This window comes from Streptomyces coeruleorubidus, assembly GCF_028885415.1.
Classification (GTDB): domain Bacteria; phylum Actinomycetota; class Actinomycetes; order Streptomycetales; family Streptomycetaceae; genus Streptomyces; species Streptomyces coeruleorubidus_A.
Window position 1 is genome coordinate 6,202,427 of record NZ_CP118527.1, and the last position, 15,830, is coordinate 6,218,256.

At 70.0% G+C, this 15,830-nt stretch carries 13 protein-coding genes and 1 pseudogene; 7 read left to right on the forward strand and 7 right to left on the reverse strand.

Annotated features, from left to right (window positions below):
* Positions 1-31 precede the first annotated feature (31 nt).
* Complete coding sequence (gene hutH, locus PV963_RS28990; protein WP_274822142.1) at positions 32-1,570, forward strand: histidine ammonia-lyase; 1,539 nt, start codon at positions 32-34, stop codon at positions 1,568-1,570.
* Positions 1,571-1,657: 87 nt separating this feature from the next.
* On the opposite strand, the gene PV963_RS28995 is transcribed toward hutH, so the two are convergent.
* Entirely contained in the window at positions 1,658-1,972 is a 315-nt protein-coding gene (locus tag PV963_RS28995; RefSeq protein ID WP_274818848.1) for an LPXTG cell wall anchor domain-containing protein, read from the reverse strand.
* Between the two features lie 109 nt (positions 1,973-2,081).
* On the opposite strand from PV963_RS28995, the gene PV963_RS29000 reads away from it, so the two are divergent.
* The 3 genes from PV963_RS29000 to PV963_RS29010 all read left to right on the forward strand — a co-directional run bounded on the left by PV963_RS29000 (position 2,082) and on the right by PV963_RS29010 (position 7,574).
* Positions 2,082-2,414: a hypothetical protein gene (locus PV963_RS29000; RefSeq protein ID WP_274818850.1), complete on the forward strand. Its 333-nt coding sequence runs from the start codon at positions 2,082-2,084 to the stop codon at positions 2,412-2,414.
* Positions 2,415-2,691: 277 nt separating this feature from the next.
* Positions 2,692-3,942, forward strand: a complete 1,251-nt coding sequence (locus PV963_RS29005) for a L,D-transpeptidase (RefSeq protein ID WP_274818851.1) — start codon at positions 2,692-2,694, stop codon at positions 3,940-3,942.
* Between the two features lie 317 nt (positions 3,943-4,259).
* Complete coding sequence (locus PV963_RS29010) at positions 4,260-7,574, forward strand: S8 family peptidase (protein WP_274822143.1); 3,315 nt, start codon at positions 4,260-4,262, stop codon at positions 7,572-7,574.
* Positions 7,575-7,661: 87 nt separating this feature from the next.
* On the opposite strand, the gene PV963_RS29015 is transcribed toward PV963_RS29010, so the two are convergent.
* A complete protein-coding gene (locus tag PV963_RS29015; protein WP_274818852.1) occupies positions 7,662-8,582 on the reverse strand; it encodes a helix-turn-helix transcriptional regulator in 921 nt (306 codons plus the stop codon).
* Positions 8,583-8,762: 180 nt separating this feature from the next.
* Here PV963_RS29015 and PV963_RS29020 point away from each other — a divergent pair, with 180 nt between their 5' ends.
* The 3 genes from PV963_RS29020 to PV963_RS29030 all read left to right on the forward strand — a co-directional run bounded on the left by PV963_RS29020 (position 8,763) and on the right by PV963_RS29030 (position 11,224).
* A complete protein-coding gene (locus PV963_RS29020; RefSeq protein ID WP_274818853.1) occupies positions 8,763-9,803 on the forward strand; it encodes an NAD(P)-dependent alcohol dehydrogenase in 1,041 nt (346 codons plus the stop codon).
* A gap of 140 nt (positions 9,804-9,943) precedes the next feature.
* Complete coding sequence (locus tag PV963_RS29025) at positions 9,944-10,327, forward strand: VOC family protein (RefSeq protein ID WP_274818854.1); 384 nt, start codon at positions 9,944-9,946, stop codon at positions 10,325-10,327.
* Positions 10,328-10,417: 90 nt separating this feature from the next.
* A complete protein-coding gene (locus PV963_RS29030) occupies positions 10,418-11,224 on the forward strand; it encodes an SDR family oxidoreductase (RefSeq protein WP_274818856.1) in 807 nt (268 codons plus the stop codon).
* Here the strand turns inward: PV963_RS29030 and PV963_RS29035 are convergent.
* The 5 genes and pseudogenes from PV963_RS29035 to msrA form a co-directional block, all read right to left on the reverse strand.
* Positions 11,190-12,110 carry a DUF5829 family protein gene (locus tag PV963_RS29035; RefSeq protein WP_274822144.1) on the reverse strand — a complete coding sequence of 307 codons (921 nt, stop codon included), beginning with the start codon at positions 12,108-12,110 and terminating at the stop codon, positions 11,190-11,192. The two genes, PV963_RS29030 and PV963_RS29035, sit on opposite strands and share 35 nt — an antisense overlap.
* Before the next feature lie 106 nt (positions 12,111-12,216).
* Entirely contained in the window at positions 12,217-12,903 is a 687-nt protein-coding gene (locus PV963_RS29040; RefSeq protein ID WP_274818858.1) for a DUF4389 domain-containing protein, read from the reverse strand.
* A 116-nt stretch (positions 12,904-13,019) separates the two neighbouring features.
* Positions 13,020-14,126: an AI-2E family transporter gene (locus PV963_RS29045; protein ID WP_425541040.1), complete on the reverse strand. Its 1,107-nt coding sequence runs from the start codon at positions 14,124-14,126 to the stop codon at positions 13,020-13,022.
* Positions 14,127-14,312: 186 nt separating this feature from the next.
* Positions 14,313-14,564, reverse strand: a pseudogene (locus PV963_RS44060) (DUF3885 domain-containing protein); the annotation flags it as partial.
* A gap of 72 nt (positions 14,565-14,636) precedes the next feature.
* On the reverse strand, positions 14,637-15,305 hold the full coding sequence (gene msrA / locus PV963_RS29055; protein WP_274818862.1) for a peptide-methionine (S)-S-oxide reductase MsrA: 669 nt from the start codon (positions 15,303-15,305) through the stop codon (positions 14,637-14,639).
* Between the last annotated feature and the right edge of the window lie 525 nt (positions 15,306-15,830).

A 15,830-nucleotide genomic window follows, 5' to 3' on the forward strand; every position in this document is an offset into this window, starting at 1 on the left:
GAATTCACTGCGTACGCTCCTGAATATGGATATGCACACTGTGGTGGTGGGGACGTCCGGGGTGACCGCGTCCGACGTGCTCGCCGTGGCGCGCGGCGGCGCCCGCGTCCAGCTCTCCGAGGAGGCCGTGGCCGCCCTCGCCGCGGCCCGCGAGATCGTGGACGCGCTGGCGGCCAAGCCCGACCCCGTGTACGGCGTGAGCACCGGCTTCGGGGCCCTGGCGACCCGGCACATCAGCCCGGAGCTGCGCGCACAGCTCCAGCGCAACATCGTCCGCTCGCACGCCGCCGGCATGGGGCCGGCGGTGGAGCGGGACGTCGTACGCGCCCTGATGTTCCTGCGGCTGAAGACCGTCTGCTCCGGGCACACCGGCGTACGGCCCGAGGTCGCGCAGACCATGGCCGACCTCCTCAACGCCGGTATCACCCCGGTCGTGCACGAGTACGGCTCCCTCGGCTGCTCCGGCGACCTCGCACCGCTGTCGCACTGCGCGCTCGCGCTCATGGGGGAGGGGGACGCCGAGGGCCCCGACGGTGTCGTGCGCCCGGCCGCCGAACTCCTCGCCGCGCACGGCATCCAGCCGGTCGAACTGCGCGAGAAGGAAGGCCTGGCCCTCCTCAACGGCACCGACGGCATGCTCGGCATGCTGGTCATGGCCCTGGCCGACCTGGACACGCTCTACCGGTCCGCCGACGTCACGGCCGCCCTGTCGCTGGAGGCCCTGCTCGGCACCGACAAGGTCCTCGCCCCCGAGCTGCACGCCATCCGGCCGCACCCGGGGCAGGCCGCCAGTGCCGCCAACATGTTGGCGGTGCTGAAGGGTTCGGGCCTGACCGGCCATCACCAGGACGACGCCCCGCGCGTCCAGGACGCCTACTCGGTGCGCTGCGCCCCGCAGGTCGCCGGGGCCGGGCGGGACACCATGGCCCACGCCCGGCTGGTCGCCGACCGTGAGCTGGCCTCCGCCGTCGACAATCCGGTCGTGCTGCCCGACGGGCGCGTGGAGTCCAACGGCAACTTCCACGGGGCGCCGGTCGCCTACGTCCTGGACTTCCTCGCCGTCGCCGTCGCCGACCTCGGCTCGATCGCCGAGCGGCGCACCGACCGGCTGCTCGACAAGAACCGCAGCCACGGCCTGCCGCCGTTCCTCGCCGACGACGCCGGTGTGGACTCGGGCCTGATGATCGCTCAGTACACCCAGGCCGCGCTGGTGAGCGAGCTGAAGCGGCTCGCCGTACCGGCGTCCGCCGACTCGATCCCGTCATCCGCCATGCAGGAGGACCACGTCTCGATGGGCTGGTCGGCGGCGCGCAAGCTGCGCACGGCCGTCGACAATCTCACCCGGGTCCTGGCCGTCGAGCTGTACGCCGCCACACGCGCGATCGAACTGCGCGAGGGACTGACCCCGGCGCCCGCGACGCGGGCGGTCATCGACGCCCTGCGGGAAGCGGGAGTTCAGGGCCCGGGACCGGACCGGTTCCTGGCGCCCGACCTGGCCGCGGCGGACACGTTCGTGCGCGACGGGCGGCTGCTGGCAGCGGTGGAGACGGTCACCGGCCCGCTTCAGTAGACGGCGCTTCAGTAAGAGAAGGACTGCGTTTCGGTAGGAGATGACGGGCCGGTGCCCTGCCGGCGGCAGGGCACCGGCCGCGTGACGTCAGAAGCCGAGCCGTTCCCGGCGGACCGAGTACGCGACGAAGCCCGCGCCCAGCGTGAGGAAGAGCGTGCCGCCGAGGACGTACGGCGTGCTGTCGAAGCTGCCCGTGTCGGCGAGGCGGGTGCCCGTGACGGTGTCGCCCGCGGTCGTGGCCGCGATCCGCGCCTGCTCCGCGACCTGCGGCGACGGGCTCGCCGCCACCGCGTCTCTCACCGGGGAGTCCGACGTCGCGTTGGCGGACGGGACGAACCACAGGGCGCCCAGCAGGGTCGCCGCGGCAGTGGCGGTCAGCAACGGACGGCGAGCGGATGACACGGAATATCGATCCCCTTGTGGCGCTGGCGAATTGGCCGTGTGGGGCGATGTTAGTGAAAGTCGCGGGTCACGGGAAAGTCACGGGAGGTCCTCGACGTACGCTCGCGCCATGAGCACTCCAGAGACATCACGTTTTGTCCGGCTTCGGGTGGAACTCGTTCTCGAAGTCGAGGACGCGGACGCGATCACCAAGGCCGCGCTGCGCCGGATCGCCGACGACGGTGAGATGCCGGCGGCGGAACGGGTCCACGCCGAAGGCGCTGTGACGGAAGACACGGCGGAGGCCCTCGCCTACCTCGTGGACCCTTTCGACCTGGTCAGCCAGGTGCCGGGGGTGGAGCTCCAGCAGGCAGGCTGGAGCAGCGAGCGGATCGACTACGACCCCGATTCGCCGGACTGGGACCTCGACGAGGATGATGTCGACGACGACAGCGACAGCTGAGGCACTTGGGAAAATAGTGACCCCGGGCGGCAACCGTCGTCCGGGGTCTTGGCGTCTCAAGCGGCGCACCCACCTCAGCCGCACCGTTCGCGCCCGTGTGCTGCGGACGGACGCGGACGTGGTGATCCCCACACGTGCGCGACATGGGGAACCGGACGAACCGGTCGTAGCGTTGAAAGTTCTCGTCGAGGACTCGCGAGTCCTGACGGGGGCACTTGGACTTTTGACGGGGACGTTCGGGGTTTTGGGGAAATCGGCAACGATGGAGAAGCGTGTGATGACGATCAGTAAGCGGCGCAAGGGCCTCACGGTCGCGTCCGCACTGCTCGGCGGAGTGCTGGTGCTCTCGGCCTGTTCCGGCGGCGGTGACAGCGCCTCCGGGGGCGACGGCGGCGACAGCTCCCAGTCGAAGGTCGACGAGGCCGCGGCCAAGAAGGCCTCCAAGGCCCAGATCAAGATCACGCCCGAGGACGGCTCCGACAACGCCTCCATCAACAACTCCGCCACCGTCACCGTGAGCAAGGGCACGCTCACAAGCGTCAAGATGACGACGTCCGACGGGGCGGAGGTCAGCGGCGAGATATCCGCCGACAAGACCAGCTGGAAGCCCAGCGCGCAGCTGGAGCGCTCCACCACCTACAAGCTGGCGGCGGAGGCGAAGGACTCCGAGGGCCGCGTCGCCCACGAGAACGCCTCGTTCACCACGGTCTCCCCCGCCAACAGCTTCATAGGCAACTTCACCCCGGACGACGGCACCACCGTGGGCGTCGGCATGCCGGTCTCGATCAACTTCGACAAGGCGATCACCAACAAGGCCGCCGTCCAGAAGGGCGTCAAGGTCAGCACGACCAGCGGCCAGGAGGTCGCCTGCCACTGGTTCAACGCCAACCGCATGGACTGCCGCCCCGAGGACTACTGGAAGGAAGGCTCCACCGTCACGCTGAAGCTCGCGCTCGACGGTGTCGAGGGTGCCGAGGGCGTCTACGGCGTCCAGCAGAAGACGGTCACGTTCAAGGTCGGCCGCAACCAGGTCTCGTACGTCGACGCGAAGACCAAGCAGATGAAGATCACGCAGGACGGCAAGGTCGTCCGGACGATCCCCATCTCCGCCGGCTCGCCGGACAACAAGACCTACCAGGGCATCATGGTGATGTCCGAGAAGTTCAAGGAGACGCGCATGAACGGCGCGACCGTGGGCTTCACGGACGACGACGGCAAGGGCGAGTACGACATCAAGGACGTGCCGCACGCCATCCGCCTGTCCAGCTCCGGCACCTTCATCCACGGCAACTACTGGGGCGCGAAGTCCATCTTCGGCAACGTGAACACGAGCCACGGCTGCGTCGGCCTCCAGGACGCGAAGGGCGCCGACGACCCGAACACCCCGGGCGCGTGGTTCTACAACAACTCGATGATCGGTGACGTGGTGGTCGTCGAGAACACCGGCGACAAGACCATCGCGCCGGACAACGGACTCAACGGATGGAACATGAGCTGGGCCGACTGGAAGGCCGGTTCGGCGCTCTGACGACCCCGTAGCCTCACGTGAGGGAGCCGCCGCTCTGCCCCGATTCCGGGGCGGGCGGCGGCTTCGGTATTCTCTCCCCTTCTTGTGTCAAGGGGAACACGCGTGCGCAATGGTCCTGCCCTGTAACGGAGTTCCGGCAGCCGTGTAACAGCCTGTCGACGGATCTCTTACCTTCCTCTCATCTATTGAGTGCCTGATCACCCCTCGGCATACTGCGTGTTCCGGGGGGTGTACGTCCATGCGTACGAGACCACCCCCGGCCGGGTGAACGGGGAATTCACCCGGTACTTCTGCAAGGGGGAAACTTGCGCAGACAAGTGAAAAGAGCGTGCGCGGCCACGGTCGCCACAGCGGCAGCCGTGGCCCTGGCGGCGGGTATGACCAGCCCGGCGTCGGCGAACGGCGAGCAGACGACCGCAGCCGCGAAGCAGGCGTCGGTCACCGCCAAGCACCGCATCACGCTGATCACCGGTGACCGGGTCGTCCTGGACGCCAAGGGCCGTGTCGTCGGCCTGGAGCGGGCCAAGGGACGCGAGGACATTCCCGTCCAGGTCCGCAAGCTCGACGGCCACACGCTCGTGATCCCGGCCGACGCGGCCCGCCTGGTCGCCACCGGCAAGCTCGACCAGCGGCTCTTCGACGTCACCGAGCTCAACAAGTCCGCGACCCGCAAGGCCCAGAAGAAGGGCCTGAAGGTCATCGTCGGCTACCAGGGAAGCGCCGCGGCCACCAAGGCCGACGTCCGCGACGCGGGCCGGCTGAGCCACTCTCTGAAGTCCGTGAACGCGGACGCGGTGCAGACGCCCAAGGAGGACGCGCCCGAGCTGTGGGACGCGGTCACCAACGGCGACAAGACCGCCTCCGGCATCGCGCACGTCTGGCTCGACGGCGTCCGCAAGGCCAGCCTCGACAAGTCCGTCCCGCAGATCGGCGCCCCCAAGGCATGGGCGGCCGGCTACGACGGCAAGGGCGTGAAGATCGCCGTCCTGGACACCGGTGTCGACGCCACCCACGCCGACCTCAAGGGCCAGGTGATCGGCGCCAAGAACTTCACCACCTCGCCCGACACGACCGACAAGGTCGGCCACGGCACGCACGTCGCCTCCATCGCGGCCGGTACCGGCGCGAAGTCCGGCGGCAAGTACAAGGGTGTCGCGCCCGGCGCGAAGATCCTCAACGGCAAGGTGCTCGACGACGGCGGATTCGGCAGCGACTCCGAGGTCCTCGCCGGCATCGAGTGGGCCGCCGCGGAGGGCGCCGACGTCGTCAACATGAGCCTGGGCGGCGGCGACACGCCCGCGATCGACCCGCTGGAAGCGGCGGTGAACAAGCTGTCCGAGGAGAAGGGCATCCTGTTCGCCATCGCGGCCGGCAACGAGGGCGACTTCGGCGAGCAGACCATCGGCTCCCCGGGCAGCGCCGCCGCGGCCCTGACCGTCGGCGCGGTCGACGACAAGGACGTGCTGGCCGACTTCTCCAGCCGTGGCCCCGGCATGGACGGCGCCCTCAAGCCCGACGTGACCGCGCCCGGCGTGGACATCACCGCGGCCTCCGCCCCCGGCAACCAGATAGCCGGCGAGGTCGGCGAGAAGCCGGCCGGCTACATGACGATCTCCGGCACGTCGATGGCCACCCCGCACGTCGCGGGCGCCGCGGCGCTGCTGAAGCAGCAGCACCCGGAGTGGAAGTACCCCGAGCTGAAGGGCGCCCTCACCGGCTCCACGAAGGGCGGCAAGTACACGCCGTTCCAGCAGGGTTCGGGCCGTATCCAGGTCGACAAGGCCATCAAGCAGTCCGTGATCGCCGACCCGTCCTCGGTGAGCTTCGGCGTCCAGCAGTGGCCGCACACCGACGACAAGCCGGTCACCAAGGAACTGACGTACCGCAACCTCGGTACGAAGGCCGTCACGCTGAAGCTGACGTCGACCGCCACCAACCCGAAGGGCCAGGCCGCCCCGGCCGGCTTCTTCAAGCTCGGCGCCACCTCGGTGACCGTTCCGGCCGGTGGCAAGGCCTCCGTCCCGTTCACCGTGAACACCAAGCTGGGCGGCACGGTCGACGGAGCCTACTCTTCGTACGTGACGGCGACGGGCGGCGGCCAGACCGTCCGCACGGCCGCCGCGGTGCAGCGCGAGGTCGAGTCGTACGACGTCACGCTGAAGTTCGTCGGCCGTGACGGCAAGCCCACCAAGAACTACAGCGCCGACCTGGCCGCCGTCTCGGGCCTCGGCAAGGGCAAGTTCTTCTCGCCGTACGACGAGGACGGCACCGTCACCACCCGTGTGCCCAAGGGCGGTTACGTCCTCAACACCAACGTCTACGTGGGCGACGACCCGGAGAAGTTCCAGGGCGCCGACTGGCTGGCCCAGCCCAAGCTGAGCGTCACCAAGAACACGACGGTCACGCTGGACGCCCGCAAGGCCAAGCCGGTGAACGTCACCGTGCCGGACAAGGCCGCCAAGTCGGAGTTCGCCTATGCCGACTACACGGTGGAGACGAAGGACTCCAGCTACGGCTTCGGCTGGATGCTCGACTCCTTCGCCGACATCCGCACCGCGCACGTCGGCCCGCAGATCACCGACGGTTCGGTGACCCAGCAGTGGGACGGCCACTGGTCCAAGGGTGCCAAGGAGCAGTACGACGTCACCGGCGGCGGCAAGGTCAAGCAGCTCGCCACCGGCTACACCAAGCACTACAAGGCGAGCGAGCTCGCCACGGTGAAGGCGGGCCTCGGCGCCGCGGCGAAGGGCAAGAAGGGCTCGCTCAGCGCCGTGGGCTGGCTGCCGTGGAGCAGCGGCGCCTCCTCGATCGGCATCGAGCAGTCTCTGCCCGGCACGCGGACGCTGCACCTGTCCGCCACGGGCGGCGTGCAGTGGCAGCTCGACTTCTCCCAGTACGGCGGTGTCGACGCGGACGGCTTCCCGGTCGACGAGGCCGGCTACACGCTGGACACACAGAAGTTCGCCGCCGGCAAGACCTACTCGAAGACCATCAACACGGCCGTCTTCGGACCGCGCATCAACAGCGATTTCGGGCTCTTCCGTGAGGGCAACGAGCTCTACGGCTCCCTGCCGCTGTTCGCGGACGGCAAGGGCAACGCGGGCTACTCGAAGTTCTCCGCGGTCGACACGACCCTGTACCGCAACGGCAAGAAGGTCGGCAGCAACGACGACCCGCTGTTCGGCGAGAAGAAGTTCAAGGTCCCGGCCGGTGACGCCGAGTACAAGCTGACGACGTCGGTCAAGCGCAGCGTCAAGGTCGCGGCGGCCTCCACCCGCATCGACGCCAGCTGGACGTTCCGCTCGAAGGAGACCTCCGGCCTCAAGCAGCTGCCCGCCTCCACGGCCCGCTTCAACGCGGTCACGGGGCTGGACAGCAAGGTCCCGGCCGGCAAGACGGTCAGCATCCCTGTCACCGTCGAGGGCGCGGCCAAGGGCAGCAACCTGAAGTCGCTGGCGGTGTACGTCTCGTACGACTACGGCAAGACCTGGAAGAAGCTCACCGTCAAGAAGGGCAAGGTCAGCTTCAAGAACCCGGCGAAGGGGAAGGCCATCTCCTTCCACGCCAAGATCGCCGACAAGAAGGGCAACAAGTCGACGATCTCCATCTACAACGCGTACTACGGCAAGTGAGCCGCAGGGCTCGCCCGCAGGGTGAGCTGTAGGACTCGTCAGCGAGCGGCCCGTCGGAAGCCTCGGCTTCCGGCGGGCCACTCGCGTTCACTGAGCCGGGGTACCGGTCCCCGCCCGGGTCGCGTCCGCCCCCCAGCTCGCCAGCAGCCGCAGCGCCTCCGCCGACGGGGAGCCCGGCTCCGCGTGGTACGTGAGCAGGGACTGCTCGGCGTCGTCGACCAGGCGGAACGTCTCGAAGGACAGGGTCAGGTCGCCGACCAGCGGGTGCCGCATCCGCTTGACGCCGTAGCTCTTCTCCTTGACGTCGTGCGCGGCCCACAGCCGGCGGAACTCCTCGCTCTTCACGGAGAGTTCGCCCACCAGGGCGGACAGCCGCGGGTCGTCCGGATGGCAGCCCGCGTCCATGCGCAGATAGCCGACGATGTCGGACGCCTTCTGGTCCCACTCGACGAACAGCTCGCGGTAGTCGGGCCTGAGGAACACCAGCCGCGCCCAGTTGCGCTCCGCCGCCGGCAGCTCCGCCCAGTCGCCGAAGAGGGCCGCGGCCATCCGGTTCCAGGCCAGGATGTCCGAGCGGCGCCCGACGACGTACGCCGGGACGGTGTCGATCGAGCCCAGCAGATGCCGCAACGCCGGCCGTACCTGCTGGGCCCGCGCCGTCTGCTTCTTCTTGTGCTGCTTCGGCTTCGCCAGGTGCATCAGGTGGGCGTGCTCGGCGCCGGTCAGCCGCAGGGCGCGCGCGATCGCGTCCAGCACCTCCGCCGAGACGTTGCGTCCGTTGCCCTGCTCCAGCCGTGTGTAGTACGCCACGGACACCCCGGCCAGCTGTGCCAGCTCCTCACGGCGCAGCCCCGGAACCCGACGCCGCCCGAAGTCGGGCAGCCCCACGTCCTCCGGCTTCAGCCGGGCCCGCCGGGTGCGCAGGAACTCACTGAGCTCGGCACGCCGGTCCAGGCCCCCGCCGGTCTGCGGTGCGGGCTCCTGTACGGCTTCGGGCTGTTCGTCCATGCCCTCCAGTATTCACGGTCGTACGCACACGAGCCTGACCCCGCCAGTGGTATGCACGCTGTGCGTACGCAAAGCCGTGGTCTGGGTAGCCGCTCGCGGACCCGGCACGCTGGTGATCGTGCCCGGTCAGAACATCCAGAAGGCAGCCGGGCACGGAACCCTGCTAGGAGAACCCCCGGCATGACCACTGTTGCTGCGTACGCCGCCCCCGCGCCCAAGGCTCCCCTGGAGCGCACCACCATCGAGCGCCGCGAGGTCGGCGAGTTCGACGTCCTGATCGACATCAGGTTCGCCGGTATCTGCCACTCCGACATCCACCAGGCCCGCGAGGGCTGGGGCGAGGGGATCTTCCCGATGGTCCCCGGCCACGAGATCGCCGGTGTCGTCTCCGAGGTCGGTCCGGGCGTGACGAAGTTCGCCGTCGGCGACCGCGTGGGCGTCGGCTGCATGGTCGACTCCTGCCGCGAGTGCGAGAACTGCAAGGCCGGACGTGAGCAGTACTGCGTGAAGGGCAACGTCCCGACGTACAACGGCATAGGCAAGGACGGCGAGCCCACCTACGGCGGCTACTCGCAGAAGGTCGTCGTCGACGAGAACTTCGTCGTCCGCATCCCCGACGGCCTCTCCCTCGACGTCGCCGCGCCGCTGCTGTGCGCCGGCATCACCCTCTACTCCCCGCTCAAGCGCTTCGGCGCCGGCCCCGGCAAGAAGGTCGCGATCGTCGGCCTGGGCGGCCTCGGCCACATGGGCGTGAAGATCGCGCACGCGCTGGGCGCCGAGGTGACCGTGCTGTCGCAGTCCCTGCGCAAGCAGGAGGACGGCCTGAAGCTGGGCGCGGACCACTACTACGCCACCAGCGACCCGAAGACCTTCGAGGAACTGGCCGGCACCTTCGACCTGATCGTCTCCACGGTCTCGGCGCCGCTGGACTTCGGCGCCTACCTCTCGCTGCTGAAGACCGAGGGCACGCTGGCGAACGTGGGCGCCCCCGAGGAGCCCATCGCCCTCAACCTCTTCTCGGTGATCGGTGGCGGCAAGACCCTCGCCGGCTCCATGATCGGCGGCATCGCGCAGACCCAGGAGATGCTGGACTTCTGCGCCGAGCACGGCCTCGGCGCCGAGATCGAGCTGATCCGCGGTGACGAGATCAACGAGGCGTACGAGCGGGTGGTCGCCAGCGACGTGCGCTACCGGTTCGTGATCGACACCGCGACCATCTGAGACCGGACGGTTCGCATCCGCCCTGAGGGCCCCGGCGCGCTGCCGGGGCCCTCAGGGCGTTCGTGATGCACGAGGAGGTGCCCGCGGGGTACACGGGGGAGTGCACCAGGGGGTGCCCGGTACGTCAGGGGAGGCCCACCATGACCGTGCAGCTGAACCACACCATCGTCGCCGCGCACGACAAGCGCGTCTCGGCCCGGTTCCTCGCCGACATCCTGGGGCTGGACGTGAGCCCGCCCTACGGCCCGTTCCTCCCGGTCGAGATCCCCAACGGCGTGACGCTCGACTACATGGACAGCCCCGGCGCCATCACGCCGCAGCACTACGCCTTCCTCGTCTCGGAGGACGAGTTCGACCAGATCTTCGCCCGGATCCAGCAGGCCGGTCTGACGTACTGGGCGGATCCGTTCCACAGCCGTCCCGGCGAGATCAACCACCACGACGGTGGCCGCGGCGCGTACTTCGACGACCCCGACGGCCACCGCCTGGAGATCATCACGCGGCCGTACGGCAGCGGCGGCTGAGCCCTCGCATCCCCGCTCGTCACATCTTCGCGCCGCCTCTCGTCATACCGGCGAAGGCGACATCAGAAGGCGAAGAGCTGGGGAGCAGCCATGACATCACCGATCCTGGTCACCGGCGGCACGGGCACTCTGGGCGGCCACGTCCTGCCGCTGCTGCGCGCGTCCGGCCACGACGTGCGGGTCCTCACCCGGCACGCCCGTCCCGCCACGGACGGCGTCGAGTACGTCACCGGTGACCTGCTGAAGGGCGAGGGCGTCGAGGCCGCCGTCGACGGCGTGGAGACCGTGCTGCATCTGGCGGGCGGCCCCAAGGGCGACGACGAGGCGACCCGCACCCTGGTGCGCGCCGCGTCCCGGGCCGGCGTACGGCACCTGCTCTACATCTCGGTCATCGGCGCGGACCGGGTCCCGCTGGCCTGGATGCGGACGAAGCTGGAGTCGGAGCGGGCCGTCGCCGACTCCGGCATTCCGTGGACGACGCTGCGCGCGGCCCAGTTCCACGACCTGGCGCTGACCATGGTCGAGAAGATGGCGAAGCTGCCGGTCTTCCCGGTACCCGGTGGCCTCCGGCTTCAGCCGGTGGACTCGCGGGAGGTCGCCGCCCGCCTCGCGGAACTGACCCTCGGCGCCCCGTCCGGCCTCGTCCCGGACCTGACCGGCCCGCGCCTCTACGACCTCGCCGCCCTGGCCCGCCCCTACCTCGGCCTGCGGGGCCGGCGCCGCCCGATGCTGCCGGTGCGGATTCCCGGGAAGGCGGGGCGGGCGTACCGGGCGGGGGCGAACCTGACGCTGGTGGGGGCGGAGGAAGGGAAGCGGACCTGGGAGGAGTTCCTTCAGGAGAGGCTGGGCCAGGGGGTGGACGTCACCCCGAGCGACTCGGCCGGTCCTGGTCTGTGAAGGTCCACACGGCACGCGGCCCCGGGCCGACGACGAGGGCCGAGTGGCCGATCCGCTCCTCGTGCCGGTGCGACACGGCCCTGTTCAGCGACATCTCGACCTGCCGCAGTCCCACCTGGTCGAGGGGCACGGCGTCGAACCGCAGTGTGGTGCCGCCGCCCTGTGCGACGGCGCCCCCGCCGGGCAGGGACCGCACGGCGAAGCCGCCGGCCTTCAGCAGCGGCAGCGTGCCTGCGAGGTCCCGGGCGGTCACCGCGAGCCGGATGCCGGTCACGTCCCGCATCAGGTGGTCGCGGTAGGCGTCGGACAGGTAGCGCTCCCGGCCCACGTCACCGGGGTGTGCGGCGGGCTCGGTGTTGCCGCGCGGGTCGGCGAAGTACTCCGGCCGGTACTCCATGCCCCAGGCGCCGAAGAGGTCGTACTGGTCGGTGGTGAAGACGGCGTCGAACCAGGGCACCGGGACGCCGTCGCCGAAGTCGCGGGTCTGCCGGAACTCGACGGGGTCGCTGATCCCCAGCTCGCGCAGCCGCGTGATCACCCTCGCCAGGTCGCCCTCCCGCTCGGTCGAGACGCCCATGCCGCCGGCGCCGAGGGTGCCGTCCTTGCCGGGGAGGTCGCCGGTCCCGAACAGCTCGATGTAGGTCTCGCGGCCCATCAGATAGCGGCCGGTCCAGGTCTGCCCGCCCGAGCCGGTCGTGGTGCGCACCTGGAAGTTGGCGAAGTCCCTCAGAAAGGCGGAGTGCTCGATGGCGTCGGCGGTCTCCCGGTCGAGCACGCCGTAGGCGTGGTTGTAGAACAGGAGCTGCCGCCCGCCGTCCCTGGCCCGCGCGGAGCTCAGCCCGCTCTGGACCGCCCCCGCGAGGGCCAGGGCGACGACCATGATCACCTGTAATGCTCGTCTGACCGTCATGCGCAGGAGCGTAGAGCGGGAGGAATCGCTTCCGCTGGGGATTGAGGCCTTTGTCAAAGGCCCTTGGTCAGGGGGCCCTTGGTCAGGGGCTCTTGGTCAGTGGCCCTTGATGAGGGGGTTCCTGTCCGCCCGAGTCGAGGCGGAACGGCGGGTACTGGTCGGTCATCAGGGCGGCGTACGCGGTCACCCGGGCACACCAGCGGGCGAGGCCGACCAGGAAGTCGAAGAGGTGCCGCGGATAGCGGGCGGTGAACAGCAGGACGACCACCGCGACCAGCGAGAGGAACGGCATCAGCCCACTGCCCCGCCAGCCGTCCCCGTCGCCCCAGCTCCAGCCCCAGCCACCGCCCACGAACATCGCGACGACGATGTACTGCGGGATGGCCAGCAGCCACCACTTCACCAGCACCAGTCCGCGCGAGAGCCGCTCGGGGTAGGCGACGTCGAAGCGGGCCGGATAGTCGGGCACGTCGGAGAGGGTGAACGGCGGGTATCGGTCGGTGCCGAGCGCGGTGTGGGCGTAGTAGCTGACCCGCCAGTTCCACCGCAGCACGCCGACGTTGAAGTCGAAGAGGGACCGGGGGTACCGGGCGGTGAACAGGATGGCGAAGAACGCGACGACGCTGACGAGGACGAACGCGATCCACAGGAAGCACAGCACGATGTAGTGCGGGATGGCGAGCAGCCACTTCACCAGCCACAGCCATCGGGACAACCGGGCGTCGACGGACGCCTCCAGACGTACGGGCGACGCGGTGACAGGAATCATGGGGCGGAACTCCCTTCGCTTGCAGGTTCGCAAGCGAGAAGGAGCCCCGCGAGCTGGGCTGGGCCGTTGGCGTCAGGGGCCGTTTCGCGTCCGGGGCCGTTTCGCGTCCGCGACCGTTACGACGGAACGGGGGCGGCGCTGTCCGGCTGGTCGGTGTCGTCCGGTTCCTGCGGCGGATCGCCGAGCTGTTCGCGCACGTAGTTCCAGACCACCGCGATCAGCGCGGCGACGGGGACGGCCAGCAGACTGCCCACGATGCCGGCCAGACTGCCGCCCAGCGTCACCGCCAGCAGCACCACGGCCGCGTGCAGGCCGAGCCCACGGCTCTGGATCATGGGCTGGAACACGTTGCCCTCGAGCTGCTGCACCACGACGATGACGGCCAGCACGATCAGCGCGTCCGTCAGGCCGTTGGAGACGAGCGCGATCAGGACCGCGACGAAACCGGCGAACAGGGCGCCGATGATCGGCACGAACGCGGAGACGAAGGTCAGCACCGCCAGCGGGAGCACCAGCGGTACGCCCAGGATCCACAGGCCCAGTCCGATCAGCACGGCGTCCAGCAGGCCGACGGCCGCCTGGGACCGCACGAAGGCGCCCAGCGTGTTCCAGCCGCGATCGAACACGGTCGGGAGGTCGGTGGCGAGCCGGCCGGGCAGCTGACGGGAGAGCCACGGCAGGAACCGCGGGCCGTCCTTGAGGAAGAAGAACATCAGGAAGAGGGCGAGGACGGTGGTGACCAAGCCGTTCACCACGGTGCTCACGCCTGTGACGACAGCGCCGACCATGCTGCCGAGGCCCTCCTGCGCGCGGGCGACCGCGGTGTCGAACGCCTTGTTGATCTGGGCGTCACCGATGTTCAACGGCGGCCCGGCGGCCCACTCGCGCAGCTTCTGGATGCCCTCGACCACGCCGTCGGTCAGCTGACCTGACTGGGACGCCACCGGCACGGCGATCAGCGCCACGACACCCACGGCGACCAGCAGGAACAGCACGGTCACGACTGACGCGGCGAGCGCGGGCGGCCACCCGCGACGACGCAGGAAACGGGCCACGGGCCAGGTCAGCGTGGTCAGCAGCAACCCGACGACGAGCGGCCAGACAACCGACCACATCCGGCCCAGCAGCCACAGGGCCACCGCCAGCATGGCCAACACCAGCAACAGCTCTGCGGAGACGCGTGCCGTTATCCGGAGCGCGTCACGGGTCTTCGTGGAACTCAAGGGCGCAGTCACGTCAGGCACCTTATTGCCCCGGCGCACCAGGAGTTCCAGTGGTTCCGCGGTTTTCCAGCTCGTCAGAGGCCGGCAGGGTGGCTGGAGAGCCAGGCTGCATGCCGGTCGCGAAGCTTCGTCCCGCTCGGTGGGCGTGGCGAGGATGACGTCTGCGCCGCCGTCGTACGGATGGTGGATGCGCCGAAGTCCCGTGTCGGTGATGAACACCTCGACGAGCGCCTCGTCGGCGACGGCGCGCAGCAGGTCGTCAACGCAGCCGTGTCGCCACCGGCGCCGATCGGCGTAGAGGCGCGTGTGGATGCGGAACTCCGGGGCCGGGTCGTCCTCATCCGTTTGTGACGCTCCAGCACGATCGCGTACTCGTCTTCCAGCCGGGGAGGCTGTGGAAACGCACCCAGTGGTCCGCGTACCTATTGCGGAAGGCATGCGCGATGGGCGGGCCCGACGGTCGTCGTTCCCGCCACAGCGCAGCGAGCAGGTCGGGCGTGACGCCGGAGCTCACCCCTCGGCCTTCGCCACGCCGATCGGGCAGGACACGCCCGTACCGCCGATGCCGCAGTAACCCGCCGGGTTCTTGTCCAGGTACTGCTGGTGGTAGCCCTCCGCCGGGTAGAACGGGCGGCCCTCCGCCGGGACGATCTCCGTGGTGATCTCGCCGTACCCGGAAGAGGTGAGGACCTTCTGGTAGGACTCGCGGGAGGACTTGGCGGTGGCCGCCTGCTCGGGGGTGTGGGTGTAGATCGCCGAGCGGTACTGCGTGCCGACGTCGTTGCCCTGGCGGAAGCCCTGCGTGGGGTCGTGGGACTCCCAGAACGTCTTCAGGAGGCGCTCGTACGAGATCAGCTTCGGGTCGTAGACCACGCGGACGACCTCCGTGTGGCCGGTCAGGCCCGAGCAGACCTCCTCGTACGTGGGGTTCTCCGTGTAACCGCCCTGGTAGCCGACCAGGGTCGTCCACACCCCTGCCGGGAGCTGCCAGAACTTGCGCTCGGCGCCCCAGAAACAGCCCAGGCCGAAGTCGGCGCTCTCCAGGCCCTCGGGGTACGGGCCGAGCAGCGGGTTGCCGAGGACGGTGTGTCGGTCGGGGACCGTGAACGCCGGCTCCGGGCGGCCGGGCAGCGCCTGCTCGGGGGCCGGCAGCTGGGGCGTACGGCTGTGCAGGAACATGCGGTCTCCAATCGGCGCGACACCCACGCGGGGCGACGCCACGTTCAACGTGCGGATGCCGGCGGGAATTCCGGCCGGGGCCGCGCCTCGGGGCGGCGGGAATTCGGTGTCTCGGGCGGTTGGGGCCCGCGTTTCGGGGTGGCCGGAGCCCGTGCCTTGTGCGGTGGGGGCCGGTGTTCGGGTGGTCGGGGTTGGTGTTCCGGGAGGTCCGGCCCGCGCCTCGGGGGCGCCCGGGCCAGCGCTTCGCCCGGTCGGGATTCGGTGTCTCGGGCGGCCGGGCCCGCGTTTCGCCGGCGGGACTCGGTGTCTCGGGCGGCGCGAGCCTGCGCCTCACGCGGTGGTGGCCGGTGTCTCAGGCGGCCCGAGTCGGCGTCGGGGCGGCCCGAGCCGGCGTCCGGCGGCCGAAGTCGGCGTCCGGGCGGCCGGAGTCTGCGTCGGATCGGCCGGAGTCGGCGTCGGGGCGGCTGGCATCGGCGACTCGGTGCACCCGAGCTGGCATCCAGGGCGGCCGGAGTCGCGTCTCGG